The following is a 26,735-nucleotide window of genomic DNA, read 5'->3' as shown; positions in this document are numbered from 1 at the left end:
CGTATCTCGCTAGGACGTCAGGTATTCGGGTGTGTTGACCGCCGCGGCGACCAGCCTGGTGGGATTCCCGGCCAACGGTTTGAGTGCGGCGGCCGTGCTGTCCGACCACGCTCCGATGCCGAGGAGATAGCCGGCGGCGTCCACACGGTCCTGCGTGCCGGCCTGCTGGACGATGGAGATATTTCCCATCGGGACGAACTTGTTGGCCGCCCACACCCGCGCGGCGGTGCTCGTGGTGGACAGCCAGGCTTGGCCGCGCGGCCAGCCACCGACGTCGTAGGGATAGAAGGGGCGTTGTCCCATCACGGTCAGCACGGCGTTGCAGCCGGCGACGGCGTCCGCCCCGTCCAGGGGCACGGCGAGCGCACGGATGACGCCGAGTAACCATTCGACCGGTTGGTTCACCATGATGCTGGTGCTCGCGGTGAAGGACGGATCCATGAAGACGGCCTTGGTGAGGGCCTTCAGGTTCCGGCCCGGGCCGTAGGCGCCGACCAGACGGTCCAGGGTGTCGGCGGGTGCGGGCGCATCCGAGGCCAGCAGCCGCCAGAGCTTGCCCGCCACGAAGCCGGGGGAGCCCGGCTGGTCCAGCACGATGTCGCAGAACGCGCTGTCATCATGATTTCCGGTGACGCCGAGCACGGTTTTGGGGGAGGTGTCGTGATTGTCCGGCGACACGATCGTGCGGGCGCCGGGCTCGACATACCGTCCGGTCAGTGCGCGGGCGCCTTCCCGGACGTCGGCCTCGGTGTATCCGTTGTTGTGCCCCAAGGTGAACAGCTCCATGAATTCCCGGGACAGGTTCTCGTTCGGCGCGGCCTTGGTATTTCGCACGGCATCCAGCCATTGCGCCATCGCCGCATCGGTCAGCATGGCGTAGGCCAGCGTGCGGAAGTCGCCGAGGCACAGGGTGCGCAGTTTCTGGTTCTGGGCGGCCATCAGCTCGGCGGCCACCACCTTCTCCGCAGAGGTTGCGAAATGGTTGTGCCACACCAGCGTCAACTTCTCGTGGATGGGCTGCTGAACGGCGGCCATCCGGCGCAGCCACCAGGCCGAGAGCTCCTGCATCTGGCCGTACAGACCGGTGATGAACTGGGTACGTATCTGCTGGTTGGCATTCTCCGGCGGCAGCGGCGGGGTGACCGGTGCCGGGATGGGCGTGGCGGCGGCACCCGGATCGCTGTCCGGGTTCATGTTCAGTGCGGTATCCAGATACACCGACCAGTCCTGGCCGGCGACGGCATCGACCTGGGGCCCGGACGCGCCGAAACCCGCCCTCCGCAGCATCCGTGCGGTGGCGATCCAGTGCGGGGACTGCGACGCCGTGGTTCCTCCTAGAGCCAAAACTCCTGGCCGTTAACTACGAAGGATAGAGCCATTGGCTGTGTTTGCTACAACCTTCGCGTCAATGCTTCGGACGCGGCCAGCAGATCGGCGGCCCAGCGGGCTCCGGGCCGGCGGCCCATCCGGTCGATCGGCCCGGATACGGACACCGCGGCGATCACCGCGCCGCGGCCGTCGCGCACCGGGGCCGAGACGCTGGCGACCCCGGGCTCACGTTCGGCTGCACTTTGCGCCCACCCTCGTTTGCGAACCTCTGCCAAGGTGCGTTCGGTGAATTTCGCCGATGCGAGCACGCTCTGCTGGGTGGCGGCATCGCTGAATGCCAACAGCACCTTGGCTCCCGAGCCCGCGGTCATCGGCAGGCGGGTGCCGATCGGCACCGTGTCCCGCAGCCCGGCGGGCGGTTCCAGGGCGGCCACGCACACCCGGGAGGTGCCCTCGCGCCGATACAGTTGCACGCTCTCGCCGGTGATTTCGCGCAGCCGGGGCAGCACCACCGCACCCGCGGCCACGAGCGGATCGTTGACCTGACCGGCCAGTTCGGTCAGCGCCGGGCCGAGCCGCCACCGGCCTTCGGGGTCGCGGGCCAGCAGCCGGTGAACTTCCAGGCCGGCGGCCAGACGGTGTGCGGTGGCACGCGGAAGTCCGGTTCGTTCGCACAGTTCGGCCAGGCCGCAGGGCGATTCGGCCACCGTGTGAAGGACACCCACGGCTTTGTCGAGGACGCCGATGCCGCTATCCTGTCTCATAGGGAGATACTAGCGTTCCGTATCGTGAGATAGCCAGCCCGTCACGGCAGGACGCCCCGACACGAATCGAGAAGTCATGGAGCAGACCCAGAAGCCGAAGACCTTGGCCGAAAAGGTGTGGGAGGACCACGTTGTGGTGCGCGGCCCAGGCGAGGGAGCGGCCAAGGAACCCGACCTCATCTACATAGATCTGCACCTGGTGCACGAAGTCACCAGCCCGCAGGCGTTCGACGGCCTGCGCCTTGCCGGGCGTCCGGTGCGCCGGACCGATCTGACGATCGCCACCGAGGACCACAACGTGCCGACCATCGACATCGACAAGCCGATCGCCGACCCGGTGTCCCGCATTCAGGTGGAGACGCTGCGACGCAACTGCGAAGAGTTCGGTGTGCGGCTGTACCCGATGGGCGATGTCGAGCAGGGCATCGTCCACATCATCGGGCCGCAACTGGGTTTGACGCAGCCCGGTATGACGATCGTCTGCGGCGACAGCCACACCTCCACCCACGGTGCGTTCGGCTCGATCGCGATGGGCATCGGCACCTCGGAGGTCGAACATGTGTTGGCCACCCAGACGCTTCCGCTCAAACCGTTCAAGACCATGGCGGTCAATGTCGACGGTGTGCTGCCGGCCGGCGTGAGTGCCAAGGACATCATCCTGGCGGTGATCGCCAAGATCGGTACCGGTGGCGGCCAGGGTCATGTCATCGAATACCGGGGTAGCGCCATCGAATCGCTGTCGATGGAGGGCCGGATGACCATCTGCAATATGAGCATCGAGGCGGGTGCGCGGGCCGGGATGGTGGCCCCCGACGAGACCACCTACGAATTCCTCAAGGGTCGTCCGCACGCTCCGACGGGTGCGGACTGGGATGCCGCGCTGGCGGCGTGGAGCCGGTTACGCACCGACGAGGGCGCCGAATTCGACACCGAGGTGCACATCGACGCCGCGACGCTGAGCCCGTTCGTCACCTGGGGGACCAACCCGGGCCAGGGCGCGCCGTTGTCGGCCGCCGTGCCCGACCCCGAGCTGATGTCGGGTGACGACGAGCGCCAGGCCGCCGAAAAGGCATTGGAATACATGGACCTTCGGGCGGGTACCCCGTTGCGCGAGGTGTCTGTCGACACCGTGTTCGTCGGCTCGTGTACCAACGGTCGGATCGAGGATCTGCGCGTGGTGGCCGAGATCCTGGACGGTCGCAAGGTCGCCGACGGCGTGCGGATGCTGGTGGTGCCGGGCTCGATGCGGGTCCGTGCCCAGGCCGAATCCGAAGGCCTGGGGGCGATCTTCACCGCCGCCGGAGCCGAGTGGCGGCAGGCCGGCTGCTCGATGTGCCTGGGGATGAATCCAGATCAACTGGCGCCGGGGGAGCGTTGCGCTTCCACCTCCAACCGAAATTTCGAGGGCCGTCAGGGCAAGGGCGGGCGCACCCATCTGGTGTCGCCGGCCGTCGCGGCCGCCACCGCGGTGCGCGGCACGCTGTCCTCGCCGGCCGATCTGCCTGCCGCCCAGACCCGCTAGAAGGAGACTCGTCATGCAAGCTTTCACCACTCATACGGGAATCGGCGTGCCGTTGCGGCGGTCCAATGTGGACACCGATCAGATCATCCCGGCGGTATATCTGAAGCGGGTCACCCGAACGGGTTTCGAAGACGGTTTGTTCGCCGCCTGGCGCAACGATCCATCCTTCATTTTGAACCTGGCGCCTTTCGACAAGGGGTCGGTTCTGGTCGCCGGTCCCGATTTCGGCACCGGCTCGTCACGGGAACACGCCGTCTGGGCGCTGATGGATTACGGCTTTCGAGTCGTCATCTCGCCGCGATTCGCCGATATCTTCCGGGGCAATGCGGGCAAGGCGGGGCTTTTGGCGGCCGAAGTCACACACGACGATGTGGAACTGCTGTGGAAGTTGATCGAGCAGAATCCCGGCCTGGAAATCACTGTGAATCTTCAAGATCGGAATATCACCGCAGGAACGGTCATGCTGCCGTTCACGATTGACGACTACACGGCCTGGCGGCTACTCGAAGGGCTCGACGATATAGGCCTTACGCTGCGCAAACAGGACGACATCGATGCTTTCGAGAAGAGTCGTCCGAGCTTCAAACCGACCACCTCGCCGGGCTGATTTCGGGCCGTCGCGGAGCCCAAATCCCGCCCGGCAACCACGTTCTCGGACGCCCGTACCACCGCCCAAGTGGGGCAACCGAATCCAAAAAACTTTCTCAGCTATGCCTGAAACTGCGCGTGGCTCTTGGAAATCTGCTGCTTGTGGGTTTACCGTGTCCTCTAGTCGGTTCAAAGTGGACCACTGACTTCGGAGGGTATGCATGAACAAAGCAGAGCTCATCGACGCACTGACAGCCAAGTTGGACACCGATCGTCGACAGGCTACTGCGGCGGTTGAAAACATCGTCGACACAATTGTGCGGGCTGTGCACAAGGGTGAGAGCGTCACGATCACCGGCTTCGGTGTCTTCGAGCAGCGCCGTCGCGCCGCTCGCGTTGCGCGCAATCCGCGCACCGGCGAGACCGTCAAGGTGAAGCCGACCTCGGTGCCGGCGTTCCGCCCGGGCGCTCAGTTCAAGGCGGTTGTCGCTGGCGCACAGAAGCTCCCGGCCGATGGTCCGGCCGTGAAGCGTGGTGTGGCTGCGGCCCCGGCCAAGCGCACCGCCGCCAAGAAGGCCGCTCCGGCCAAGAAGGCTCCGGCCCGTAAGGCCGCTGCCACCAAGGCCGCTCCGGCCAAGAAGGCCCCGGCCACCAAGGCTCCGGCCAAGAAGGCCCCGGTCAAGAAAGCGGTCGTGACCAAGGCCGCTCCGGCCAAGAAGGCGCCGGCCAAGAAGGCTCCCGCCACCAAGGCGCCGGCCAAGAAGGCTCCGGTCGCCAAGAAGGCCGCTCCGGCCAAGAAGGCTCCGGCCAAGAAGGCTCCGGTCGCCAAGAAGGCTCCCGCCAAGAAGGCTCCCGCCACCAAGGCTCCCGCCAAGAAGGCCGCTCCGGTCAAGCGCGGCCGCAAGTAGAACCACCCCATCTCGACACGAATACGCCGTGGATCCTCGTGATCCACGGCGTATTCGCGTCGGCGTGTCTAGAGTGAGTGGTCAGTCGTCGATGGCGAGCGGGCTGCCGATATGGTCGGCGGCAACCAGGCGCTCGCCCGCCAGCGACAGAATCCAGGTGCTGCCCTTACGGTTCCGCGACTTGTCCGGCTGGACCCCGTCGCGTTCGCACCACCAGGTGATCAGATCCGGGATGACTTTGCCCTGCGTGCATATCACCGGTGTGCCGTCGGCAGCGTCGCCGGCGATCTCGAGCACGCGGGATCGGGCGGTGCCGCGATGATCGGCGTACGCCTCCTCGGTCAGCGCCGGCTCGTCGCCGATCGGCACGCCCAGTTCCTCGGCGAGCGGTTCGAGGGTCTGCTGACACCGGGTGCGCGGCGCGGCGAACAAGCGATCGGCGCCGAACGCGAGCAGTTGCCCGACCAGTGATTCGGCTTGTGCCCGACCATGCTTGTCCAGCGGGCGTTTCCGGTCGTCCCCCTTGAAACGGGATTTCCGGCCCGCCCGGCCGTGCCGGACGATGAGCACCGTGCTGGTGTGCGCCGGAAGTTTGGTGAAGCGGCGCAGCACCTTCCGGTCATAGGGGTACTGCAGGCGTTCCAGCGCCTGGGCCGGCGGGAGCCAGAGTAATTGGTCGACCTCGTCGTTGGCGATGAACTCGCCGTCGAGGGTGCGGGCCGCCCAGAATCGCACCCTCTTGGTGTCCTCGCCCACCGGATAGCTGATCGCGGCCAGGCGCCGGCCGAGCTGGCAGGCATACCCGGTCTCTTCCAGAATCTCGCGTACCGCGGTGACGGGTTCGGTCTCACCCGGATCCACCTTGCCCTTGGGCAACGACCAGTCGTCATAGCGGGGACGGTGCACGACCGCAACCTCGAGCGAAGCCTCGTCCGTGGCCGAGGGATCGTCAGCCCGCCACAGCACCGCGCCCGCCGCGTGAATCGTCTTGGGGCGGGTCACCGTGTTCGGCACATCAACTCCTGGGGGTCGTCGGCCCGGTCACCTCGGCGGTCGTCACGGATGGCGGTGACGTTCCATCATCAACACCTGATGATCGCGCACGGTTTGGCCCTCGAGCGGCATTGCTGTCCAGTGACCGTCGGCACGCAGTTCCCAGCACCGGGTGGCCGGATCCATTGCAGACTCGAAGATGTCATCGAGCTGCGCGGTGAGCCGGGTGTCTTTCACCTGGGCCATGACTTCGACGCGGCGGTCGAGATTACGATGCATCATGTCGGCGCTGCCGATCCAGAACTCGTTGATGGCGTTGAAGTGAATACTTCGCGAGTGCTCCAGGAAACGGCCCAGGATCGACCGGACCACGACGTTCTCCGAGAATCCCGGCACACCGGGCTTCAGCGCGCAGATTCCGCGCACCACCACCTCCACCCGCACACCGGCCTGCGAGGCGCGATAAAGGGCGTCGATCACCTGCTCGTCGACGAGTGCGTTGGCTTTCATGCGGATTCGGCCCTCGGCGCCGTCCCGGGTCGCGGCGATCTCGCGCTCGATCCGTTCGATGATGCCTCTGCGCACGCCGAAGGGCGCGACCAGCAGGTTGCGGTAGGACTCTTTGCGCGAATACCCGGTCAGCGAGTTGAACAGGTCCGTCAGGTCCGCGCCCACCTCGGGTGAGGCGGTGAGCAGGCCGACATCTTCATAGAGGCGGGCGGTTTTCGGGTTGTAGTTCCCGGTGCCGATATGGCAGTACCGTCGAATTGCCGACCCTTCGCGGCGCACGACCAGGCAGGTCTTGCAGTGCGTTTTGAGCCCGATCAGCCCGTACACCACGTGCACCCCGGCTTGTTCCAGCTTCCTGGCCCAGGTGATGTTGGCCTGTTCGTCGAAGCGGGCCTTGATCTCGACCAGCGCCACCACCTGCTTGCCCGCCTCGGCGGCGTCGATCAGCGCGTTGACGATCGGCGAGTCACCGGAGGTGCGGTACAGCGTCTGTTTGATGGCGAGCACATTCGGGTCCGCCGCGGCCTGCTCGATGAATCGCTGCACCGTGGTGGAGAACGAATCGTAGGGGTGGTGCACCAGCACGTCGCCGTCGCGCAAGGTCGAGAAGATGCTCTTGGGGGTTTCGCGCTCACCGAAAGCCGGTGGGGTGGCGGGCACGAACGGGCGGTCCTTGAGGTCGGGCCGGTCCACCCCGTAGATCTGCCACAGTGAGGACAGGTCCAGCAGCCCCTGCACCTGGATCACGTCCCCGGGATGGACATCGAGCTCGCGCAACAGCAGCTCGAGCATGTTCTCGGTCATATCGTCGGCGACCTCGAGACGCACCGGCGAGCCGAACCGGCGCCGGGCCAGCTCCCGTTCCAGGGCCTGCAGCAGATCCTCGTCGCGGTCCTCGGCCACCTCGAAGTCGGCGTTACGGGTGATCCGGAACGCGTGGTGTTCCACAATCTCCAGTCCGGGGAACAACACCGGCAGGAACACCGCGATCAATGTCTCCAGCGGCAGGAACCGGGCCGGCCCGGCGCTGCCGTCCTCGGTCTCCCGGACCGGGAGCTCGACGAACCGGTCGACGTTGTCGGGCACCTTGATTCGCGCGAAGTGCTGGGTCTTGTCGTCGGGCTGCCGGACGGTGATGGCCAGATTGAGACTCAGGCCGCTCACGAACGGGAACGGATGCGCGGGGTCCACCGCCAGCGGAGTGAGCACCGGGAAGACCTGCTCGTGGAAATAGGTGGACAGCCGTTCCCGCTCCCGCTCGTCCAGATCGTTCCAGGTGACGATGACGATGCCCTGCTTCGCCAGCGCCGGGCGCACCGACTCGAGGAACACCTGGGCGTGCCGGCTGGCGAGTTGCTGAGTGCGTTCGCCGATCCTGCGCAGCTGCTCGCGCGGGGACAGCCCGTCCGCCGAGCGCACCGAAAGACCCATCTCGTCGCGGCGTTTCAGACCGGCGACCCGAACCATATAGAACTCATCGAGATTCGAGGAGAAGATGGCCAGGAACTTGGCACGTTCCAACAGCGGCAATGAGGTGTCCGCGGCCAGCGCCAGCACCCTGGCGTTGAAGTCCAGCCAGCTCAGCTCGCGGTTGAGGTAGCGATCCTCGGGCAGCGCGTCGGGGACGGAATCCGGCGTCGCGGCCGGCGGTGCATCGGGAGTGTTCTCGGGTGACGTCCACTCGGCGTCGGCGGTTCGCGTGTCGGCTTCGGTCATGTACCGATCATTGCGCATCGCCACGGCGCATTCCAGTGCGGCGGGCTTTGTCGGGGCCGGTGACGCGGCGGGGCTGTCAGCAATCGGTGCCCGTGCACGCCAGATTACCGATCACCCGGCTGGTGGCAGGCCCGACGCCCAGGCTCAGCGCTGCGGCGAGATCGTCGGGGGTGTCGATATCACAACGCAGGCCGGGCCAGTCGCCGGTGAGTTCGACCGCACCCGAATCTGCGTGCCGGCGAGCGGAATCCGTGCCGAAAAGTGGATCCAGCGCGGTGCCGAAGGCGAACAGAGCGGAGGTGCCGGTGCCGTGCCGGTCGCCGACGAAGCTGCGCCGATGGTGCGTTGCCGCGGCGATGGCCCCGGCCAGTTCCGCCGGCCGCAATGCCGGAAGATCGCCCTGGACGATCAGGATATCCGTTGTGGGACTGGCACTTTCGGCTGCCATTAGGGCGTTGTTGAGTGGGTTGGGGTGCCCGTCGGGGGTGGGGTCGGCGAGCGCTTGGGCGCCGAGGTCGACGGCCGCCGTGGCCGCCGCGGGATCCGGTGTCACCACGGTGATGGAACTCACCGCGGGTACCGCGGACGCCGCGGCCACGGTGTCGGCCAGCATCGCGAGCACCAGCCGCTCGCGCGCGGACGCCGACAGCACCGGCGCAAGCCGGGTCTTGGCGGCGGCCAGCCGCTTGACCGCGATCACCAGGCTCACCTGTGGCAGCGCGCCGGGCGCGCTCGTCGACGATTGACCCTGCCTCACACAGCACATCCTGCCAGCCGCCGCGGCCGCGCTAGGGTGAAGCGTGGTCGAAGCCGCGGTGATGGGTGCCGGTGCATGGGGAACGGCGCTGGCGAAGGTGCTTGCCGATGCCGGTAATGGTGTCAGGTTGTGGACGCGACGAGCCGAGCTCGCCGACGAGATCAACGCGACGCACCGCAACCCGTTCTACCTCGGGGATACCGTGTTGCCCGGCAGTATCCGGGCGACCTGTGATCCGGCGGAGGCGCTCGACGGTGCCTGCACGGTACTGCTGGGCGTGCCGTCGCAGACCTTGCGCACCAATCTCGATCAGTGGAAGAACCTGATCGGTGCGGACGCCACCCTGGTGAGTCTGGCCAAGGGCATCGAGCTGGACACCCTGATGCGGATGAGTCAGGTCGTGGTGCAGGTCACCGGCGCCGACCCGGCCCGGGTGGCGGTGGTGTCCGGGCCGAACCTGGCCAACGAGGTCGCCGACGGGCAGCCCGCGGCCACGGTTGTCGCGTGCACCGACTCCGGTCGCGCGGTGGCCCTGCAGCGCGCGTTCTCCACGCCGTACTTCCGGCCGTATACCAATGCCGACGTGGTGGGCGCCGAGATCGGCGGCGCCTGCAAGAACGTCATTGCGCTGGCGTGCGGGATGGCCGCCGGTGTCGGGCTGGGGGAGAACACTTCCGCCGCGATCATCACCCGTGGCCTGGCCGAGATCATGCGGCTGGGAATCGCGTTGGGCGCCAAGGGTGCCACGCTGGCCGGGCTGGCCGGTGTCGGGGATCTGGTGGCCACCTGCACGTCGCCACGGTCGCGCAACCGCACCTTCGGCGAGCGTCTCGGCCTGGGCGGTTCGATGGAGTCGGCGCTGCAGGCCGCCGAGGGGCATGTCGCAGAAGGCGTGACCTCGTGCCGGTCGGTGCTGGCGCTCGCGTCGAGTTATGACGTGGAGATGCCGCTCACCGACGCCGTCCACCAGGTGTGCCACCGCGGGCTGTCGGTGACCGAAGCGGTCATGCTGCTACTGGGGCGCAGCACCAAACCGGAGTGAACGGGGAGAGGCGACATTCGTGAGCGGCGGCTACGGGGATTCCACGCGCAGCGTCAATATCGTTGGTGCACATGCAGTTCCGGGCGATCCGATCGGCCCCACGCCGGTGCCGGCGTCGGCATACCACCTGACCTCCGACGAATCGGCTGAGCTGGACACCTACGGCCGGGTGTCCAATCCGACCTGGCGGCAACTCGAGTCGGCACTCGCCGACCTGGAGGGCGCCTCCCGGGCGTTGATCTTCGCCTCCGGGATGGGGGCCATCACCTCGGTGCTGCGCGTGCTGGCCAGTCCCGGGGCCACCCTGGTGGTCCCCGCCGACGGTTATTACCAGGTGCGCCGTTACGCGGCCGAATACCTTGGCGCCCAAGGCGTCCACGTCGTCGAGGCGACCGCGGCGCAGATGTGTGAGGCGGCCGGGCACGCCGATGTGGTGCTGGCCGAAACGCCGGTCAACCCCACCCTGGACGTGGTCGATCTGCATCGCCTGGCGACCATCTGCCGGGCCCGCGGAACCACCCTGGTGGTGGACAACACCGCCGCGACCCCGCTGGGTCTGCAGCCGCTGTCGCTGGGCGCCGATCTGGTCGTCGCCAGCGCCACCAAGGCGCTGTCGGGACACAGCGACCTGCTCGCGGGGTATGTGGCCGGTTGCAACGAGGAACTGATGGACCGGGTGCAACGGGACCGGCTGCTGGCCGGGCCGGTGCTCGGGGCCTTCGAGGCGTGGTTGGCGCTGCGCAGCCTGGGCACCGCGGGCCTGCGCATCGAACGGCAGTGCCGCAACGCGGCGGCGGTCGCGCTGATGCTGCGCGACCACCCCGCCGTGCGTTCGGTCCGGTATCCCGGCCTGCCCGGCGACCCTTCGCACGCGGTCGCCTCCGAGCAGATGAAACGGTTCGGCGGCCTGGTGGCCGTGGAACTCGCCGACGCGGCGGCCGTGCACGCCCTGGTTGAGCGCAGCTCACTGCTGGTGGCGGCGACGAGCTTCGGTGGCATCCACACCTGCGTGGACCGCCGCGCCCGGTGGGGCGACCCGGTCGGCGACGGCTTCGCCCGGCTCTCGCTGGGGATCGAGGACACCGATGACATCGTGGCCGACATCGAGGCAGCGTTGGCCTGAGACGCCCCGCCGGCCCGGCAGCCGGTAACGTCTCCTGATTGTGAGTGCCCGTATCCGCGTCGCCGTCGTCTACGGCGGACGCAGCTCTGAGCACGCGATCTCGTGTGTGTCGGCCGGCAGTATCCTGCGCAATCTCGATCCCGAGCGGTTCGAGGTGGTCGCCGTCGGAATCACGCCGGGAGGTTCCTGGGTGCTCACCGACGGGCGCCCGGAAACCCTGGCCATCACCGACGGGCGGCTCCCGGAGGTGACCGGGGCATCCGGCACGGCGCTGGCGCTGCCCGCCGACCCGCACCGCAGCGGTCAGCTACTCGCCCTCGGGGAGGCCGCGGGGGAGATGCTGGCCACCGTCGACGTCGTCTTTCCGGTGCTGCACGGTCCGTACGGGGAAGACGGCACCATCCAGGGCCTGCTCGAGCTGGCCGGTGTGCCCTACGTGGGGGCCGGGGTGCTGGCCAGTGCCGCCGGCATGGACAAGGAATTCACCAAGAAGCTACTGGCGGCCGAGGGCCTGCCGATCGGTGATCAGGTGGTGCTGCGTCCACACCAGGACACCGTCGAACTGGAAGACCGGGAACGGCTGGGCCTGCCGGTCTTCGTGAAACCCGCACGCGGCGGGTCATCCATCGGCGTCAGCCGGGTGACGGCCTGGGATCAACTGCCCGGTGCCGTCGAACAGGCGCGCAAACACGACCCCAAGGTGATCGTGGAGGCGGCGATACCGGGGCGCGAGCTGGAATGCGGCGTGCTGGAGTTCGCCGACGGCCATCTGGAAGCCAGCACGGTGGGCGAAATCAGGGTGGCCGGTGTGCGCGGCCGCGAGGACGGCTTCTACGACTTCGCCACCAAGTATCTGGAGGATGCGGCCGAACTCGACGTGCCGGCGAAGGTCGACGACAGCGTGGCCGAGGAGATCCGGCACCTGGCCATCAAGGCGTTCCGCGCCATCGACTGCCAGGGCCTGGCCCGCGTCGATTTCTTCCTCACCGAGCAGGGGCCGGTGATCAACGAGATCAACACCATGCCCGGGTTCACCACCATCTCGATGTACCCGCGGATGTGGGCGGCCAGCGGCGTGGACTATCCCACCCTGCTGGCGGCGATGGTGGACACGGCCGTCGCGCGCGGCACCGGCCTGCGCTAGTTCCTCGAGCTGGCGGCGGCGAGGGCGGCCTGCGCCGTGCGCACGTTGCTCATCCCGGACTGGACATCGGCCACGATGATGTTGATCGGGCCGCGGCCCCCTTCCGGGGTCAGGTTGTCGCACTGGGTCCCGGCGTCGATGAAGTTCGATGCCGCGGCCTCCATCGGTTCGGTGACGTCCTGCACCGGAGCGGGCAGCGTGCCGGCGATGGCGCGTCCGGCGGTGCCGACACGCCCGCATGCTTCCTTCATACCGGGGAAGTTCTGGGCGTCCATCGCGGTCTGGAAGTCGGCGATCGCATGGTTCAGCCGCTTCAGCGCGTTCTGGGTGGAGGTCTGCCACTTGGCCGCGGCGGCGCCCTTGGCCGCCTGGGCACCGGGCGACGGGGCAGGCGGGGATCCGGGACTGCCCGACATCAGCACCACCTCAGCCGGGGCGCCGGGCACCGGCCCGCCGCCCGGAGACAACGGGTGAACCAGGAGCGCTGCGGCCGCGATGGCGGCGGATCCCGCCGCGGCGGCCGTGAGTTTGCTGAGTCGCATCATGTTCCATAGTGACATTTATTTGCCGCCGGTGTCAGCGCGGCGGTCCGGGGGCGAGCGGCTGAGCCGGCATGACCTGGGCGATCGTCCGGGACATCAGCTGAATAGGGCTGGGCCCCGAACCCTGCGGCAGCGTCAGCGCGACGAAAATGCCGCGGTCGACCGCGAACCAGGTGCTCGACCCGTCGCCGTTGACCTCGAACCAGCTCACCTCGTCGACGACCTGTAGCGGCGCACCCACGACGAAGTCCGCCGGACGGTCCAGGCCGCATCGCAAGATCACCGGTTCGGCGGTCGGGTCGGCCCGCTGCCAGGCCGCCGCACCCGCGGGCACCGGTTCGGCGGCCACCGCCCGGTGATAGTCGCCGAGTTGATCCGGCAGGCTCGCCAGCAGGGCCGCGCACTGCGGACTGTCCGCGGCGGGGGCCGGGGCGCCGGCGATCGCGACGGGATGAGGAGCGGGATCGGCCTGCCGGATGGCGGCCAGACTCAGCAGCACGATCACCGCAGCCAACGCGACACCGGCGGCCGCGATGATCAGGCCGCGCGGCGGGCCGTCGTTGTCGGGATCGGGCACCCCGCAATGCTATGGGGCGGCTCCGTCGGCGATCGGGCAGGTCAGCGTGCGGGTGATCCCGGTGACCTGCTGGACGCTGACCGCGACGCTGTCGTGCAGTTCGGCGAGGGTTTCGGCGCCGACGCGCGCAACCACGTCGTAGGGGCCGGTGACGTACTCGGCGGACAGCACCCCGGGCAGTCCGGCGAGTTGCTTGGCGACGACCTCGGCCCGGCCCACCTCGGTTTGAACCAGCATGAAAGCCTCCACCACCGGGTGTGCCCTCCGTTCCACTACATAGACTCGGCGCCGCAGGGACCAAACGTACCGCAGGTCGCGTGACTGTTCAGGGTGGAGGGAGCTGGGATGACCGACAGTGAGCCCACGCTCGCTCAGCTCGGGGAATTCGCCGTCATCGACCGGATCAACGCCGGGCGGGTGCAGCCGGCGGCGGTGGTGCTGGGCCCCGGCGACGACGCCGCCGTGGTGCTGGCCGGAGATGGCCGCACCGTGGTGTCGAGTGACATGCTGGTGCAGGACCGGCACTTTCGGCTGGACTGGTCGGCCCCGCACGATATCGGCCGCAAGGCGATCGCCCAGAACGCCGCCGATGTGGAGGCGATGGGCGCCACCGCGACGGCTTTCGTGGTGGCCTTCGGGGCTCCCTCGGATACACCTGCGGACCACGCCGTCGCCCTCAGTGACGGAATGTGGACCGAGGCAGCGAAATTCGGCGCCGGGATTGTCGGCGGCGATCTGGTGAGCGCGCCGCTGTGGGTGGTGTCGGTGACGGTGCTCGGCGACCTGGCCGGCCGAGACCCCGTCCGGCGTGATACCGCACGGCCAGGTGACATGGTGGCGGTGGCCGGTGAGCTCGGCCGCTCCGCTGCCGGATACGTATTGTGGCTCAACGGCATCGGTGAGCCCGGCGAGCTTCGGCGCCGGCATCTGGTGCCCACTCCGCCGTATGGCCAGGGCCCCGCCGCGGCGCGTGCGGGGGCCACCTCGATGACCGATGTGTCCGACGGCCTGGTGGCCGATCTGGGTCATATCGCCGCCGCGTCCGGGGTGTGTATCGACCTGTCGGCTCAGGCGCTGCGGGCCGACCATGACGCGCTGGCCGCGGTGGCCGCCGACACCGGGTGTGATGCGTGGGACTGGGTGCTGGGCGGCGGGGAGGATCACGCCCTGGTGGCGACGTTCGCCGACGCGCCGCCACCGGGCTGGCGCGCCATCGGTCGGGTGCACGACGGACCGGCCGGCGTGCTGCTGGACGGCGAGCCGTGGCGGGGAAGCGCGGGCTGGCAGTCGTTCTGAGTGCCGGGCACGCTAGTTTTGGCGCTCGTGACACCACGTTCTCTGACTGAACTCGTCGACCCGGGTTGGGCCCAGGCCCTGGAGCCGGTCGCTCCGCAGGTCGCTCGACTCGGGGAGTTCCTGCGCGAGGAACTGGCCGCCGGACACCGTTACCTGCCCGCAGGGGAGAACGTGTTGCGCGCGTTCACCTTCCCGTTCGACGCGGTGCGGGTGCTGATCGTGGGCCAGGATCCCTATCCGACGCCCGGGCATGCGGTCGGGCTGAGCTTCTCGGTGGCGCCCGACGTTCGTCCGGTGCCGCGCAGTCTGGGCAACATTTTCAACGAGTACAGCACCGACCTCGGTTATCCGGTACCCGCCACCGGCGACCTGACACCGTGGGCCGCCCAAGGCGTGATGCTGCTCAACAGGGTGCTCACGGTGCGGCCGGGCAGCCCGGCGTCCCACCGCGGCAAGGGCTGGGAGGCGATCACCGAACGGGCGATCCGGGCCCTGGTGGCACGGCCGCAACCACTGGTCGCGGTGCTGTGGGGACGCGATGCGGCCACCCTCAAGCCGATGCTGGCCGAGGGTGGCTGTGCGGTGATCGAATCCGTGCACCCGTCGCCGCTGTCGGCATCGCGGGGATTCTTCGGGTCCCGGCCGTTCAGCAGGACCAACGAACTACTGACCGAGATGGGCGCCGACCCGATCGACTGGCGGCTGCCCTGAATCTCAGGCGTTGCCAAGAGTCACGAAAAGGCCGGGCGACCTAGGTCGTCCGGCCTTGTCGAAAGGCTTGATCAGCCGCGGGCGACCTTGCCGGCCTTCAGGCAGGAGGTGCACACGTTCAGGCGCTGCTTGTTGCCACCGGGGCGGGCGACGGCACGCACGGTCTGGATGTTCGGATCCCAGCGGCGGCTGGTCCGGCGATGCGAGTGCGAGACCGACTTGCCGAAGCCGGGGCCCTTTGCGCAGATATCGCAGACGGCAGCCATATCGAGAACTCCTCGTGATCAGTACTTGGGGGGTCTTGGATGCTGCGCCGCGAACGCGTCGCGAGCCGACCCGACAACCTGACCAGGATACCGGCCGGAGCGACGGATCTCCAAAACGGTCCACAACCTGTGCAGCAGCGCACCGGGCTGTCGGGCGTGATGGCTAGGCTGGCGCGGTCTGCACGTGCGTAAGGGGAGGTGGGATGGCCGAGGTTGCCGACGTTTCGGAAGAAGCTCGCCTCGATGCGTCCGGCCTGCGCCGCTGGGCTCACGATGCCGTCGGACACCTCATCACCCACACCGACGAGATCAATCGGCTGAACGTTTTCCCCGTCGCGGACTCCGACACCGGTACCAACATGCTGTTCACCATGCGGTCGGCGGTGGTCTGGGCCGACGACCGCCCGGCATCCGACGGGGTGGCCGGCGTGGCGGCCGCGCTGGCCGAGGGCGCCCTGCACGGCGCCAGGGGCAACTCGGGGGTGATCTTGTCGCAGATCCTTCGGGCACTCGCGGAGGCCACCGCACGGCCGGGGGTGACCGAGATCGACGGACCGGTGCTGGCCGAGGCGCTGCGCCGGGCCGAGGGGCTGGTCGTGATGTCGATGGGTCAGGCGGTGCCGGGGACCATCGTGTCGGTCCTGCAGGCCGCGGCCTCGGCGGCCGAGAGCGCCGCCGGCGGCGGAGCCGACCTGGTGTCGGTCGTCGTCTCGGCCGCCGACGCCGCCGCCGTCGCCCTGGAACGGACCACCGGCCAACTCGATGTGTTGGCCGAAGCCGGCGTGGTCGATGCGGGCGGGCGCGGACTTCTGGTGCTGTTGGATGCCCTGACGGCGAAACTGACCGGTGTGGTGCCGCGGCGCGCGAATTACCAGCCGGCCGGCGGTCAGACCGAAGTGGTCGCCGGCCCGGCCGCACCGCAGTTCGAGGTGATGTATCTGCTCGACGGGTGCACGCAGCAGGGCGCGGACCGGCTGCGCAAGCGCCTCGACGCGCTCGGTGACTCGGTGGCCATCGCGGCGGGCTCCGGGCGTCACTCGGTGCATGTGCACACCGATGACCCGGGCGGTGCCGTCGAAGCGGGGCTGTCGGCCGGTGTGCCCAGCCGGATCCAGATCGCCGCGCTGACCGGCGTGCACCCGAATGCGCACCGGGCGCGGGACCGGGCCGTGCTGGCCGTCGTCGATGGTGAGGACGCGGCCGAACTGTTCGCCGGTGAGGGTGCTCGCGTGCTGCGGCCCGACGGCGGAGCGCCGATCAGCGCCCAGCAGCTGCTGCGCGCACTCGTCGAAACCGACGCCGCGCAGGTGATGCTGCTGCCCAACGGTTATATCGCCGCGGAGGAACTGGTTGCCGGGTGCACCGCGGCCACGGGCTGGGGTATCGACGTGGTTCCGGTGCCGGCCGGATCCATGGTGCAGGGCCTGGCGGCATTGGCGGTGCACGACGCCGACCGGCAGACCGTCGATGACGGCTACACCATGGCGCGCGCCGCAGCCGGTGCCCGGCACGGCTCAGTGCGGGTGGCCACCGAGTCGGCGTTGACCTGGGCGGGCGCGTGCAAGGCCGGGGACGGGCTGGGTATCACCGGTGACGAGGTACTGATCGTCGCGCACGACATCGCTTTGGCCGCAACGGGTTTGATAGATCTGCTGCTGGCCTCCGGCGGCGAACTGGTGACAGTTCTGATCGGGGCGGGCGTGGACGACGGGGTCGGTGAACAACTGCGCAGACACGTGCGCGAGAGGCACATCGGTGCCGAGGTGGTCAGCTACCGCACCGGCCATGGCGGGGACGCACTGCTGATCGGGGTGGAGTAGGCGTGGTCGGGCTCGGGGACCGGTTGATCAATGTGCTGGGGGCCAAGGCCGCCGCCAAGCTGGACGAGGCCTTCGGGTTGCAGACCGTCAACGACCTGTTGCGCCATTTCCCGCGCAAGTACAGCGACGGCATGGCGGTCAGCGGGGAGGGTGAAGACCTCGAACTCGCCGAAGGGGATCACGTCACCCTGGTCGACGTCATCACCGAAGCGGTGGCCAAACCGATGCGGCGGCAACCGGGGAAGCGGCAGCGGATGTATCTGCGGGTGACACTGGGCAACCGCCGTCCCGAGGTCACCGCGACCTTTTTCAACGCCGACTATCTGATCAAGGATCTCGTCGTGGGCACCCGGCTGATGATGTCGGGGGAGGTCAAGTTCTTTCGCCAGACGGTGCAGCTGGACCATCCGGCCTTCCTGGTGCTCGATTCGCCGAGCGGACGCACCATCGGTACCAAATCGCTGAAGTCGATCGCCGAGGCGGCGGAGGCCTCGGGCGGCGAGGATCTGCTCGCCGCCTTCGAACGGGACTTCTTCCCCATCTACCCGGCGACGGCGAAAGTGCAGAGCTGGGACATCTTCGGTTGCGTGCGTCAGGTGCTGAGCGTCCTCGACCCTGTCTCCGAGGTGCTGCCGGAAACCGCTGTGCGGCAATGGGATCTGATCTCCGAAGACCGCGCGCTGCGCGCCATCCACATGGCCGAGAATGCCGTGGAACGCACCCGCGCGCAGGAGCGTCTGGCCGTCGACGAGGCCGTCGGCCTGCAGTGGGCGCTGGTGTCACGGCGCTACAGCCGGCTCGGTGAGACCGGTCCGGCCACCCCCTGGCGGGATGACGGCCTGGCCGCGGCGCTGTTGCGGCAGTTGCCTTTCGAGCTGACCGGTGGCCAACGGGAGGTGCTCGAGGTCATCTCCGCCGATATCGCCGGGACCCGGCCGATGAACCGGATGTTGCAGGGCGAGGTCGGATCCGGCAAGACCATCGTGTCGATCCTGGCGATGCTGCAGATGGTCGACGCCGGTTACCAGTGCGCGTTGTTGGCGCCCACCGAGGTGCTGGCCGTGCAACACGCCCGCTCGGTGCGCTCGGTGCTTGGCCCGTTGGCGACCGCCGGCGAACTCGGCGCACCCGAGGGGGCGACCAGGGTGGCGCTGCTGACCGGATCGATGTCGGCCCCGCAGAAGCGCCAGATCCGTGATGAGATCGCCGGCGGCGTCGCGGGCGTCGTGATCGGTACGCATGCGCTCATCCAGGAGTCGGTGGAATTTCACCGGCTGGGCATGGTGGTCGTCGACGAACAGCACCGGTTCGGGGTCGAGCAGCGAGATCGGTTGCGGGCCAAGGCGACCGGCGGTATCACGCCGCACCTACTGGTAATGACGGCCACCCCGATCCCGCGTACCATCGCGCTGACGGTGTTCGGCGACCTGGAGACCTCGGTACTGCGCGAGCTGCCCCGCGGGCGCCAGCCCATCGCCACCAATGCGGTGTTCACCCAGGACAAACCGGCCTGGCTGGACCGGGTGTGGGCGCGGATCGTCGAAGAGGTGGCCGCAGGCCGGCAGGCGTATGTGGTGGCCTCCCGCATCGACGAGTCGGAGAAGTCGGACAACGAACAGGGCCCGCCGCCCATCACGGTGCTGCAGCTGCTGGACTTCCTGAGCAACGGTCCGTTGTCCACGGTGCGGCTGGGACTGATGCACGGCCGGCTGGCCGGCGACGAGAAGGACGCCGTGATGAGCGCCTTCCGTGCCGGCGAGATCGATGTGCTGGTCTGCACCACGGTCATCGAGGTGGGCGTCGACGTGCCCAATGCCACCGTCATGGTGGTGATGGATGCCGAGCGGTTCGGTATCAGCCAGCTGCACCAGTTGCGCGGACGCATCGGCCGCGGTGCGCATCCGAGTCTGTGCCTGCTGGTGTCGCGGACGAAGGAGTCCACCAAGGCCGCCGAGCGGCTGCGGGCCGTGGCGAGCACGCTGGACGGCTTCGCCCTGGCCGACCTCGATCTGCAGGAGCGGCGCGAGGGAGATGTGCTGGGCTACAGCCAATCCGGCCGGCGGATGACCTTGCGATTTCTGTCGCTGGCCGATCACCAGCACATCATCGAGGCGGCCCGCGATTTCTGTCAGGCCGCCTATCAGGACAGTCCGCGCCAGCCGGGGCTCGACGTGCTGGCCGCGCAGTTCACCGACACCGAGCGTGTTCAGTACCTGGACAAGTCGTGAAACGACTGGGGCCGTTGGCGGCCGGGGTCGTGCTGGCGGTCGTCGTCGCGGTGCAGGTACTCACCCGCGTCGATGCGGACAGCCTCGCCCACGCCGACATTCCCACCGTCGCACCGGGTGTCGACATCCTGGCCGGCATTCCCGAGATTCCGGTGCGGGTCCGCGGTCACGATTACCGGCGGGCCGCCTTCGGCGAGGCGTGGGATGACCTCAATGACGCCCCCGGCGGCCACAATGGTTGTGACACCCGCAACGACATCCTCAATCGCGACCTCGTCGACAAGACGTATGTGGCGATCAAACGCTGCCCGCAGGCGGTGGCCACCGGCACCCTGCACGACCCGTATACCGATGCGTCCATCGCCTTCGTGCGCGGCAACCAGGTCGGTGCGGCGGTGCAGATCGACCACATCGTCCCGCTCGCGCTGGCCTGGGATCTGGGTGCGCGGGGCTGGCCGGACGGGCTGCGGCTGCGCTTCGCCAACGACCCGGCGAACCTGATCGCCGTCGAGGGGCAGGCCAATCAGGACAAGAGCGATGCCGAGCCGGCCCGCTGGATGCCGCCCAACCATGCGTTCTGGTGCCAGTACGCGGTGCAGTTCGCCGCCGTGCTGCGCGGCTACGGACTGCCGGTGGACGCGCCTTCGGCGACGGTGCTGCGGGATGCGGCCGGTACCTGCCCGACGGGATGACCGGCCCGGTTACGGCGGATAGACCTGTTTGATGCTGCCGTCCGGATTGACCTGCATGAAGCCGGTGCCCGGCGCGGTCGAATGGACGGCCAGCTCGACGCCACCGCCCTCGGTACCCTCGATGATCAGGTAGACCCCGGTGCCGTCGGGCGCGCCGAGTTTCTGGGGCGCGTCGGCCAGTGTCGCGGCGACGCCGGGTACGTCGATCGCACCGAGATCGGCAAGCACATCGAAGGAACTCGTGCTGGTCGCCGAACCCCAGGTCTGCCAGCTGTCGCCACGGTAGGTGTAACTCTGCTCGACGTGGGAGTTGGTGGGATCGGCCCGGTCCATCACCGCGTAGGTGGGGTAGACCACCAACTGATAACCCATGGTGTCGGCGAACTTACCGCGAATGGTCTCCAGCAGGGCGGCCAGCCCGGCGGGGGTCTGGAGCTCCGACGGCGGGTCGACGGGCTGCGATGCGGTGGGTGGCGGCGCGGTATTCGTTTGTGGCGTCGATGGTTTCGTGCTCGCCGACGCGGACGTCCGCGGGGTGGCGGTGCGGCTGGCGACTTGTTGGCCGGTCGAGCTCCCGGATTGCCCATTGATGATCAGGACGACGGCGACCACCGCGATGACGGCGACGACGAGCAGGCCGATCGGGATGAGGATGGCCGGTCCGCGCCACCACGGCGCTGCGGTCGGGGCGGGCTGCCAGGCCGGTGCCGCCGGTGCAGACCAGTGTTGCGGCACAGGCGGAGTCGCCGGATACGGAACGGCACTGGGCGGAGTCGCCGGATATGGAACGGCACTGGGCGGCGGCGCCGGGGCGGGGGCGCCCTGGTGGTGTGTCGGCGCCGCCGGCTTCGCGGTCAGTGCCGCGCGGGCCGCCGCCGCCAGATCCCGGGTGGTGGCGTATCGGTGGGCCGGGTCCTTGGCCATGCCCGCGGCGATGACCTGATCCATCTGCGGCGGCACCCCGGCGCGGATCAGCGAGGGTCGCGGCGGTGGCAGCGTGAGGTGCCCGGCCACCTGTCGTTCCATGCTGTCACCGGGAAAAGGTTGCGAGCCGGTCAGACACTCGTGCAGCACGCACGTCAGGGCGTAGATGTCGGCGCGCGCGTCCGAGGTGTCGGTGGAGAGCCGTTCGGGCGCCATGTACGCCAGGGTCCCGATGGTCGAACCGGTACTGGTCAGCTTGGTGGCCCCGGCGGTGCGGGCGATCCCGAAGTCGATCAGATAGGCGAAGTCCTCGTCGGTCACCAGGATGTTGGACGGCTTGACGTCGCGGTGCACCAGGCCGACGCGGTGGGCGGCGTTCAGCGCGGCGGCGATCTGCTCGACGATCGACACCGACCGCTGCGGTGACAGCGGGCCGTCTTCGAGAAGCTCGTGGATGGTCTTGCCGTCGATCAGCCGCATCGTCACATACAGCCGGCCGTCGATTTCGCCGAAGTCGTGGATCGGGACGATGTGGGGTTCATTCAGGCCCGCCGCCATCTGGGCCTCGCGGCGGAAGCGGCGCTGGTAGGTGTCGTCGTCGGCAAGGTTGGCGGGCAGCACTTTCAGCGCGACCACCCGGTTCATCGTGGTGTCGTAGGCCTGCCAGACCTCGCCCATGCCGCCCCGGCCCAGCACGCGGACCAGGCGGTACCGGCCGAACGGCGTTCCATCCACCGGCTCACCATAGTCGGCAATCCGGCAGCAGGGCAGAAACATTGCCCAGCTTCGGGGGCCTCAGCGCGTCGCGTCGTACCCGATGGTCATCCAGTACACGGTGCGGTCCAGGGTGGGCAGGATCTCGGTGATCCCGATCTCGCCCGCGGCGTACCGGCCGAACAGCCCGTGCACCAGGCTCAGCAGCACCTTGTCCAGGTCGGCGATGAAGGCGGGGTCGACGTCGGCGAGCAGCTCGAGGCCGGCCGGTACGACCACATCCAGGCCGCGGCGCAGCAGCCGCTGGCCACCGGGTGCCGACCGGGCCCGGTAGAACGCGGCGAGCATGCCGGGATGTTTCTCCCATGGCTCGAAAATTGTTCGCAGTAAACGCATCTGGGCTTCGTAGAGGGACTCGTCCGGGTCGCGGGGCGCTGGCGAGATGCCGGCGTAGCGGTGTTCCTCCAGCCATGCCTCCAGGGCGGCCAGGATCAGCTGGTCGCGGGTCGAGTACCGCTTGTAGATCGTGGCCAGCGAGGTCTTGGCGCGGCGGGCCACCTCCCGCAGCTGCACGGCGTCGTAGCCGTCGCTTTCCAGGATCTGCACCACGGTGTCCAGGATCGGGTCCATCCCGGGATCAGTCATCGAACCCCCTTGCCGCCGCCGAGTAACCAGGTTACCGTACCGGATGTAACACGGTTACTGCGCAACGAAGCGAGGATCAATGGGCACTTTGGACGGCAAGGTCGCGTTCATCACGGGAGTGGCGCGGGGTCAGGGGCGCAGCCACGCGGTACGGCTGGCCGCCGAGGGAGCCGACATCATCGGGGTGGACGTCTGCGCCGATATCGCCAGCAGCAGTTACCCGATGGCCACCCGCGCCGAACTCGACGAGACCGTGGACCTGGTCGAGGCGGGCGGCGGCAAGATGCTCGGCACGGTGGCCGATGTGCGCGATTTCCGCGCGCTGAAGTCGGCGCTGGACGCCGGCGTGGCACATTTCGGCCGGCTGGACATCGTGTGCGCCAACGCGGGTATCGCGGCAACGGCGTTTCGGGACGTGACCGATGACGAAGACCTCGACATGTGGGGGGACGTGCTGGGGGTCAACCTGTTCGGGGCCTACCACACCGCCAAGGTGGCGATCCCGCATCTGATCGCCGGTGGCCGCGGTGGGTCCATCGTGTTCACCAGTTCGACCGCCGGGCTCAAGGGCTTCGGCGGCTCACAGGGCGGCGGCCTCGGCTACGCCGCCTCCAAGCACGGCATCGTCGGACTGATGCGCACACTGGCCAATGCGCTTGCACCACATAGCATCCGGGTGAACACGGTGCATCCCACCGCGGTCAACACCATGATGGCCGTCAATCCGGCCATGACCGCGTTTCTGGAACACCTGCCCGACGGCGGCCCGCATCTGCAGAACCCGATGCCGGTCTCGCTGCTGGAGCCCGAGGACATCAGCGACGCCGTCGCGTATCTGGTGTCGGATCAGGCGAAGTTCGTCACCGGGGTGACCTTCCCCGTCGACGCCGGCTTCTGCAACAAGCTATGAGGGCCGCAGGCAAACGGGTCCTGATCACCGGGGCGGCCCGGGGGATGGGCCGCAGCCACGCGGTCCGGCTGGCCGAAGAGGGCGCCGACGTCATCCTGGTCGACATCTGCGAATCACTGCCGGAGATCGAGTATCCGCTGGCTACCCGCGAGGAACTCGACGAGAGCGCCCGCCTGGTCGAAAAGCACGGCCGCCGCGCGGTGGTGCACGTTGTCGACGTGCGCGATGCCGAGGCGCTGGCCGACGCCGTGGCGGACGGCGTGGCCGAGCTCGGCGGGCTGGACGCCGCGGTCGCCAACGCCGGTGTGCTGACGGCCGGAACGTGGGACACCACCACGAGCGCACAGTGGCGCACCGTCGTCGACGTCAATCTGATCGGCACCTGGAACACCTGCGCGGCGGCCCTGCCGCATCTGGTCGAGCGCGGCGGCAGCCTGATCAACATCAGCTCGGCCGCCGGGCTCAAGGGCACCCCGCTGCACACGCCCTACACCGCGACCAAACACGGTGTCGTCGGGCTGAGCAGAGCGCTGGCCAATGAGCTTGCCGCGGTGAACATCCGGGTCAACACCGTGCACCCGACCGGGGTGGCCACCGGCATGCGCCCGGATACGCTGCATCAGCTGCTGGCCGAGACGCGGCCCGACCTCGCACCGTTGTTCGGCAATGCCCTGCCGATAGTGATGACCGAGGCCGTGGATGTCAGCAACGCGGTGCTCTACCTCGTCTCCGACGAGTCGCGCTATGTCACCGGGATGGAGTTCAAGGTGGACGCGGGGGTGACGCTGCGATGAGTGCAGGCACCCAGGCCTTCGCCGACGTCATGACGTTCCCGGCGCCCGAGGACTCCAGCCCGGCGACCGCCGGACTGCTGGAGTACGTCTACGCCCAGATCTGGCAGCGCCCGGGGCTCACCCGGCGCGACCGCCGCTTCGTCACCCTGGCCTGCGTGGCCGCGGCCGACGCGGAGGGGCCACTGCGCGACCATGTGTACGCCGCCCTCAACAGTGGTGATCTGTCCATCACCGAAATGCAGGAGACCGTGCTGCATTTCGCGGTGTACGGCGGCTGGCCGAAAGCGTCGCGCTTCAACATGGTGGTCGATGAGCAATGGGCCCGCATCCACCGGGAGCGCGGGACGGAGATGCCGAAACCGGAGCCGCTGCTGCCGTTACCGACGCCGAGTGATCCCGAGCAGCGCCTCGCGGTGGGGGAGCAGTCCTTCCGCGAAATCAACTGCCTGCCGTTCGCGCCGGCCCGCGACAATCCGTATCAGGGCGCGGGCATCCTGAATTTCGTCTTCGGTGAGATGTGGTTACGGCCGGGGCTCGGCATGAAGGAGCGTCGGCTGGTGACGGTGGCGTGTGTGGCCTGGCAGGACGCCCCGTACCCGATCCTGAGCCACGTCTATGCCGCCCTGAGGAGCGGTGATGTGTCGTTCGGCGAAATGGACGAGCTGGCACTGCATTTCGCGGCCTATTACGGTTGGCCGAAGGCTTCACACCTGAATCAGGTGATCGGTGAACAAAAGCAGCGCGTGCGCGACGAACGTGCGGCGCAGCCCTCATGACCACCGCAGCAGGACTGCTGATCGGCGGTGACCGCGTGCTCTCGGACACCCTGCACGAGCACGTGTTCCCGGCGACCGGCCGGCCCAACGCGACCGTCGCGCTGGCCGGCGCCGCCGAGATCGACCGTGCCGTCGCCAGTTCCTGGGAAGCTCACCGCGAATGGATGGCGCTGACCGTGGACCGGCGCAGGGACCTGATGATCGACCTCGCCGATGTCGTGCACGCCCACCTCGAGGAGCTCGCCACCCTCAACGTGCAGGACTACGCCGTCCCCGTCTCGTATGCCGGAACGGCCCATCTGCTCGAACGGTTCCTGCGGCACTTCGCCGGCTATGCCGACAAACCGCACGGCTCCAGCACACCGGTGAACGGGTCCTTCGACGTCAATCTGGTGGAGCGCGAACCCTACGGGGTGGTGGGCGTCATCGCCCCGTGGAACGGTGCCCTCGCCGTCGCCGGATCCTGCGTGGCGCCCGCGTTGGCCGCCGGGAACGCGGTGGTGTTCAAGCCATCCGAACTCGCGCCGCTGGCGGCGTTGCGGTTCGGGGAACTGTGTATCGAGGCCGGACTGCCGACGGGGCTGGTCAACGTGGTGCCCGCCGGCGCCGACGGCGGTGACGCGCTGGTGCGCCATCCCGGCATCCGCAAGATCCACTTCACCGGCGGTGACGCCACCGCGCGCGCGGTGCTGAGTTCGGCCGCTGTCAATCTCACCCCGGTGGTGGCCGAACTGGGCGGCAAATCGGCGAACATCGTGTTCGCCGACGCCGACCTCGACGCGGCGGCCACACTCTCGGCGCATCAGGGCCCGCTGATGCAGTCCGGCCAGAGCTGTGCCTGCGCCAGCCGGATCCTGGTGCACGAGTCCGTGTATGACGCCTTCGTCGAGAAGTTCCTCACCGTCGTGCACGCGGCACGCATCGGGGACCCCTTCGATCCCACGGTCACCGTCGGTCCGGTCATCAGTCACGCTTCGCTGGACCGCATCCTGGCCACCATCGGCACCGCCGTCGCAGAGCGGGCCGGCGAATTGCTCACCGGTGGCCGGCGCCTGGGCGCTGAGTTGGCCGACGGTTTCTATCTGGAACCCACCGTGTTCGGCGACGCGGACAACACATCGACGCTGGCTCGCACCGAGACGTTCGGGCCGGTGGTGTCGATCGGCCGGTTCGGTGACGACGAGCAGGCGGTGCGGCTGGCCAATGACACGCCCTACGGCCTGAACGCATTTGTCCACACCACCAATCTGCACCGGGCGCACGCGACGGCGCGCCGGCTGGAATCGGGTTCGGTGTGGATCAACACCATCAGCAGTATCGCCCCGCAGGGACCTTATGGTGGCTACAAGCAGAGCGGCTTCGGCCGCACCGGCGGCGCCGAGGGCCTGCATGAATTCCTGCAGACCAAGAACATCCGGATCGCGATGCCGGGCTGAGCGGACCC

The 26,735-nt window shown here is 68.5% G+C and carries 26 protein-coding genes; 15 read left to right on the top strand and 11 right to left on the bottom strand.

Annotated features, from left to right (window positions below):
- Positions 1 to 9 precede the first annotated feature (9 nt).
- Together ACXPWS_RS20865 and ACXPWS_RS20860 are read right to left on the bottom strand one after the other, a co-directional pair.
- Complete coding sequence (locus tag ACXPWS_RS20865) at positions 10 to 1,344, bottom strand: DUF1800 domain-containing protein (RefSeq protein ID WP_458708479.1); 1,335 nt, start codon at positions 1,342 to 1,344, stop codon at positions 10 to 12.
- Between the two features lie 47 nt (positions 1,345 to 1,391).
- Positions 1,392 to 2,093, bottom strand: a complete 702-nt coding sequence (locus ACXPWS_RS20860; protein WP_458708478.1) for an IclR family transcriptional regulator — start codon at positions 2,091 to 2,093, stop codon at positions 1,392 to 1,394.
- 76 nt (positions 2,094 to 2,169) lie between these two features.
- Between ACXPWS_RS20860 and leuC the strand changes: the two genes are divergently transcribed.
- From leuC to ACXPWS_RS20845, 3 genes are all read left to right on the top strand, one after another.
- Positions 2,170 to 3,615, top strand: a complete 1,446-nt coding sequence (gene leuC / locus ACXPWS_RS20855; RefSeq protein WP_458708477.1) for a 3-isopropylmalate dehydratase large subunit — start codon at positions 2,170 to 2,172, stop codon at positions 3,613 to 3,615.
- Positions 3,616 to 3,628: 13 nt separating this feature from the next.
- Positions 3,629 to 4,222, top strand: a complete 594-nt coding sequence (gene leuD / locus ACXPWS_RS20850; protein ID WP_458708476.1) for a 3-isopropylmalate dehydratase small subunit — start codon at positions 3,629 to 3,631, stop codon at positions 4,220 to 4,222.
- Between the two features lie 202 nt (positions 4,223 to 4,424).
- Entirely contained in the window at positions 4,425 to 5,111 is a 687-nt protein-coding gene (locus tag ACXPWS_RS20845; RefSeq protein WP_458708475.1) for an HU family DNA-binding protein, read from the top strand.
- A gap of 81 nt (positions 5,112 to 5,192) precedes the next feature.
- Here the strand turns inward: ACXPWS_RS20845 and mutT1 are convergent, their stop codons facing one another.
- The 3 genes from mutT1 to cofC form a co-directional block, all read right to left on the bottom strand.
- On the bottom strand, positions 5,193 to 6,125 hold the full coding sequence (gene mutT1, locus ACXPWS_RS20840; RefSeq protein WP_458708474.1) for an 8-oxo-(d)GTP phosphatase MutT1: 933 nt from the start codon (positions 6,123 to 6,125) through the stop codon (positions 5,193 to 5,195).
- Positions 6,126 to 6,167: 42 nt separating this feature from the next.
- The gene (locus ACXPWS_RS20835; RefSeq protein ID WP_458708473.1) at positions 6,168 to 8,330 is read right to left on the bottom strand and encodes an RNA degradosome polyphosphate kinase; all 2,163 of its coding nucleotides are present in this window, start codon (positions 8,328 to 8,330) and stop codon (positions 6,168 to 6,170) included.
- A gap of 76 nt (positions 8,331 to 8,406) precedes the next feature.
- Positions 8,407 to 9,087 (bottom strand): 2-phospho-L-lactate guanylyltransferase, encoded by a 681-nt coding sequence (cofC, locus tag ACXPWS_RS20830; protein ID WP_458708472.1) that lies wholly within the window; start codon positions 9,085 to 9,087, stop codon positions 8,407 to 8,409.
- A gap of 61 nt (positions 9,088 to 9,148) precedes the next feature.
- Here cofC and ACXPWS_RS20825 point away from each other — a divergent pair, with 61 nt between their 5' ends.
- Genes ACXPWS_RS20825 through ACXPWS_RS20815 form a run of 3 tightly spaced genes read left to right on the top strand, consistent with a single transcriptional unit; the run spans position 9,149 to position 12,396 of the window.
- A complete protein-coding gene (locus tag ACXPWS_RS20825; protein ID WP_458713626.1) occupies positions 9,149 to 10,129 on the top strand; it encodes an NAD(P)H-dependent glycerol-3-phosphate dehydrogenase in 981 nt (326 codons plus the stop codon).
- Positions 10,130 to 10,148: 19 nt separating this feature from the next.
- Complete coding sequence (locus tag ACXPWS_RS20820) at positions 10,149 to 11,252, top strand: cystathionine gamma-lyase (RefSeq protein WP_458708471.1); 1,104 nt, start codon at positions 10,149 to 10,151, stop codon at positions 11,250 to 11,252.
- 40 nt (positions 11,253 to 11,292) lie between these two features.
- A complete protein-coding gene (locus ACXPWS_RS20815; RefSeq protein WP_458708470.1) occupies positions 11,293 to 12,396 on the top strand; it encodes a D-alanine--D-alanine ligase family protein in 1,104 nt (367 codons plus the stop codon).
- Here ACXPWS_RS20815 and ACXPWS_RS20810 read toward each other — a convergent pair.
- From ACXPWS_RS20810 to ACXPWS_RS20800, 3 genes are read right to left on the bottom strand one after another with little or no spacing between them, the layout of a single operon-like run.
- Positions 12,393 to 12,938 carry a hypothetical protein gene (locus ACXPWS_RS20810; RefSeq protein ID WP_458708469.1) on the bottom strand — a complete coding sequence of 182 codons (546 nt, stop codon included), beginning with the start codon at positions 12,936 to 12,938 and terminating at the stop codon, positions 12,393 to 12,395. The two genes, ACXPWS_RS20815 and ACXPWS_RS20810, sit on opposite strands and share 4 nt — an antisense overlap.
- Before the next feature lie 34 nt (positions 12,939 to 12,972).
- Positions 12,973 to 13,515, bottom strand: a complete 543-nt coding sequence (locus ACXPWS_RS20805) for a DUF3515 domain-containing protein (RefSeq protein WP_458708468.1) — start codon at positions 13,513 to 13,515, stop codon at positions 12,973 to 12,975.
- Positions 13,516 to 13,524: 9 nt separating this feature from the next.
- A complete protein-coding gene (locus ACXPWS_RS20800) occupies positions 13,525 to 13,767 on the bottom strand; it encodes an Lrp/AsnC ligand binding domain-containing protein (protein WP_458708467.1) in 243 nt (80 codons plus the stop codon).
- A gap of 93 nt (positions 13,768 to 13,860) precedes the next feature.
- On the opposite strand from ACXPWS_RS20800, the gene ACXPWS_RS20795 reads away from it, so the two are divergent.
- A complete protein-coding gene (locus tag ACXPWS_RS20795; RefSeq protein WP_458708466.1) occupies positions 13,861 to 14,811 on the top strand; it encodes a thiamine-phosphate kinase in 951 nt (316 codons plus the stop codon).
- A gap of 27 nt (positions 14,812 to 14,838) precedes the next feature.
- A complete protein-coding gene (locus ACXPWS_RS20790; protein WP_458708465.1) occupies positions 14,839 to 15,522 on the top strand; it encodes a uracil-DNA glycosylase in 684 nt (227 codons plus the stop codon).
- A 71-nt stretch (positions 15,523 to 15,593) separates the two neighbouring features.
- Here ACXPWS_RS20790 and rpmB read toward each other — a convergent pair whose 3' ends face one another.
- Positions 15,594 to 15,788, bottom strand: a complete 195-nt coding sequence (gene rpmB / locus ACXPWS_RS20785) for a 50S ribosomal protein L28 (protein WP_458708464.1) — start codon at positions 15,786 to 15,788, stop codon at positions 15,594 to 15,596.
- Between the two features lie 203 nt (positions 15,789 to 15,991).
- Here rpmB and ACXPWS_RS20780 point away from each other — a divergent pair, with 203 nt between their 5' ends.
- From ACXPWS_RS20780 to ACXPWS_RS20770, 3 genes are read left to right on the top strand one after another with little or no spacing between them, the layout of a single operon-like run.
- The gene (locus ACXPWS_RS20780) at positions 15,992 to 17,608 is read left to right on the top strand and encodes a DAK2 domain-containing protein (RefSeq protein ID WP_458708463.1); all 1,617 of its coding nucleotides are present in this window, start codon (positions 15,992 to 15,994) and stop codon (positions 17,606 to 17,608) included.
- A 2-nt stretch (positions 17,609 to 17,610) separates the two neighbouring features.
- Complete coding sequence (gene recG / locus ACXPWS_RS20775) at positions 17,611 to 19,836, top strand: ATP-dependent DNA helicase RecG (RefSeq protein ID WP_458708462.1); 2,226 nt, start codon at positions 17,611 to 17,613, stop codon at positions 19,834 to 19,836.
- Positions 19,833 to 20,528, top strand: coding sequence for an HNH endonuclease family protein (locus ACXPWS_RS20770; protein WP_458708461.1), 696 nt, complete (start codon positions 19,833 to 19,835; stop codon positions 20,526 to 20,528). The genes recG and ACXPWS_RS20770 overlap by 4 nt, the downstream gene beginning before the upstream one ends.
- Positions 20,529 to 20,537: 9 nt before the next feature.
- On the opposite strand, the gene ACXPWS_RS20765 is transcribed toward ACXPWS_RS20770, so the two are convergent.
- Entirely contained in the window at positions 20,538 to 22,187 is a 1,650-nt protein-coding gene (locus tag ACXPWS_RS20765; RefSeq protein WP_458708460.1) for a serine/threonine-protein kinase, read from the bottom strand.
- A gap of 60 nt (positions 22,188 to 22,247) precedes the next feature.
- A complete protein-coding gene (locus ACXPWS_RS20760; RefSeq protein ID WP_458708459.1) occupies positions 22,248 to 22,811 on the bottom strand; it encodes a TetR family transcriptional regulator in 564 nt (187 codons plus the stop codon).
- A 79-nt stretch (positions 22,812 to 22,890) separates the two neighbouring features.
- On the opposite strand from ACXPWS_RS20760, the gene ACXPWS_RS20755 reads away from it, so the two are divergent.
- The 4 genes from ACXPWS_RS20755 to ACXPWS_RS20740 are packed head-to-tail and all read left to right on the top strand — an operon-like array spanning position 22,891 to position 26,727.
- The gene (locus ACXPWS_RS20755; protein WP_458708458.1) at positions 22,891 to 23,721 is read left to right on the top strand and encodes a mycofactocin-coupled SDR family oxidoreductase; all 831 of its coding nucleotides are present in this window, start codon (positions 22,891 to 22,893) and stop codon (positions 23,719 to 23,721) included.
- Positions 23,718 to 24,515 carry a mycofactocin-coupled SDR family oxidoreductase gene (locus ACXPWS_RS20750; RefSeq protein ID WP_458708457.1) on the top strand — a complete coding sequence of 266 codons (798 nt, stop codon included), beginning with the start codon at positions 23,718 to 23,720 and terminating at the stop codon, positions 24,513 to 24,515. The genes ACXPWS_RS20755 and ACXPWS_RS20750 overlap by 4 nt, the downstream gene beginning before the upstream one ends.
- A complete protein-coding gene (locus ACXPWS_RS20745; protein WP_458708456.1) occupies positions 24,512 to 25,291 on the top strand; it encodes a carboxymuconolactone decarboxylase family protein in 780 nt (259 codons plus the stop codon). Before ACXPWS_RS20750 ends, ACXPWS_RS20745 begins: the two co-directional genes overlap by 4 nt.
- Positions 25,288 to 26,727 (top strand): aldehyde dehydrogenase family protein, encoded by a 1,440-nt coding sequence (locus ACXPWS_RS20740; RefSeq protein ID WP_458708455.1) that lies wholly within the window; start codon positions 25,288 to 25,290, stop codon positions 26,725 to 26,727. The genes ACXPWS_RS20745 and ACXPWS_RS20740 overlap by 4 nt, the downstream gene beginning before the upstream one ends.
- Positions 26,728 to 26,735 lie beyond the last annotated feature (8 nt).

The organism is Mycobacterium sp. BMJ-28 (assembly GCF_054404835.1).
Note: the sequence above shows the minus strand (reverse complement) of the source record. Positions and strands in the feature narration are given on the sequence as shown.

Bases quoted from the DNA above. Each gene is read 5' to 3' on its own strand.
- ACXPWS_RS20860 (WP_458708478.1), bottom strand. From the start codon at position 2,093: ATGAGACAGGATAGCGGCATCGGCGTCCTCGACAAAGCCGTGGGTGTC.
- leuC (WP_458708477.1), top strand. From the start codon at position 2,170: ATGGAGCAGACCCAGAAGCCGAAGACCTTGGCCGAAAAGGTGTGGGAG.
- leuD (WP_458708476.1), top strand. From the start codon at position 3,629: ATGCAAGCTTTCACCACTCATACGGGAATCGGCGTGCCGTTGCGGCGG.
- ACXPWS_RS20845 (WP_458708475.1), top strand. From the start codon at position 4,425: ATGAACAAAGCAGAGCTCATCGACGCACTGACAGCCAAGTTGGACACC.
- ACXPWS_RS20835 (WP_458708473.1), bottom strand. From the start codon at position 8,330: ATGACCGAAGCCGACACGCGAACCGCCGACGCCGAGTGGACGTCACCC.
- ACXPWS_RS20825 (WP_458713626.1), top strand. From the start codon at position 9,149: ATGGGTGCCGGTGCATGGGGAACGGCGCTGGCGAAGGTGCTTGCCGAT.
- ACXPWS_RS20810 (WP_458708469.1), bottom strand. From the start codon at position 12,938: ATGCGACTCAGCAAACTCACGGCCGCCGCGGCGGGATCCGCCGCCATC.
- ACXPWS_RS20795 (WP_458708466.1), top strand. From the start codon at position 13,861: ATGACCGACAGTGAGCCCACGCTCGCTCAGCTCGGGGAATTCGCCGTC.
- rpmB (WP_458708464.1), bottom strand. From the start codon at position 15,788: ATGGCTGCCGTCTGCGATATCTGCGCAAAGGGCCCCGGCTTCGGCAAG.
- ACXPWS_RS20780 (WP_458708463.1), top strand. From the start codon at position 15,992: ATGGCCGAGGTTGCCGACGTTTCGGAAGAAGCTCGCCTCGATGCGTCC.
- ACXPWS_RS20760 (WP_458708459.1), bottom strand. From the start codon at position 22,811: ATGACTGATCCCGGGATGGACCCGATCCTGGACACCGTGGTGCAGATC.
- ACXPWS_RS20755 (WP_458708458.1), top strand. From the start codon at position 22,891: ATGGGCACTTTGGACGGCAAGGTCGCGTTCATCACGGGAGTGGCGCGG.
- ACXPWS_RS20750 (WP_458708457.1), top strand. From the start codon at position 23,718: ATGAGGGCCGCAGGCAAACGGGTCCTGATCACCGGGGCGGCCCGGGGG.
- ACXPWS_RS20745 (WP_458708456.1), top strand. From the start codon at position 24,512: ATGAGTGCAGGCACCCAGGCCTTCGCCGACGTCATGACGTTCCCGGCG.
- ACXPWS_RS20740 (WP_458708455.1), top strand. From the start codon at position 25,288: ATGACCACCGCAGCAGGACTGCTGATCGGCGGTGACCGCGTGCTCTCG.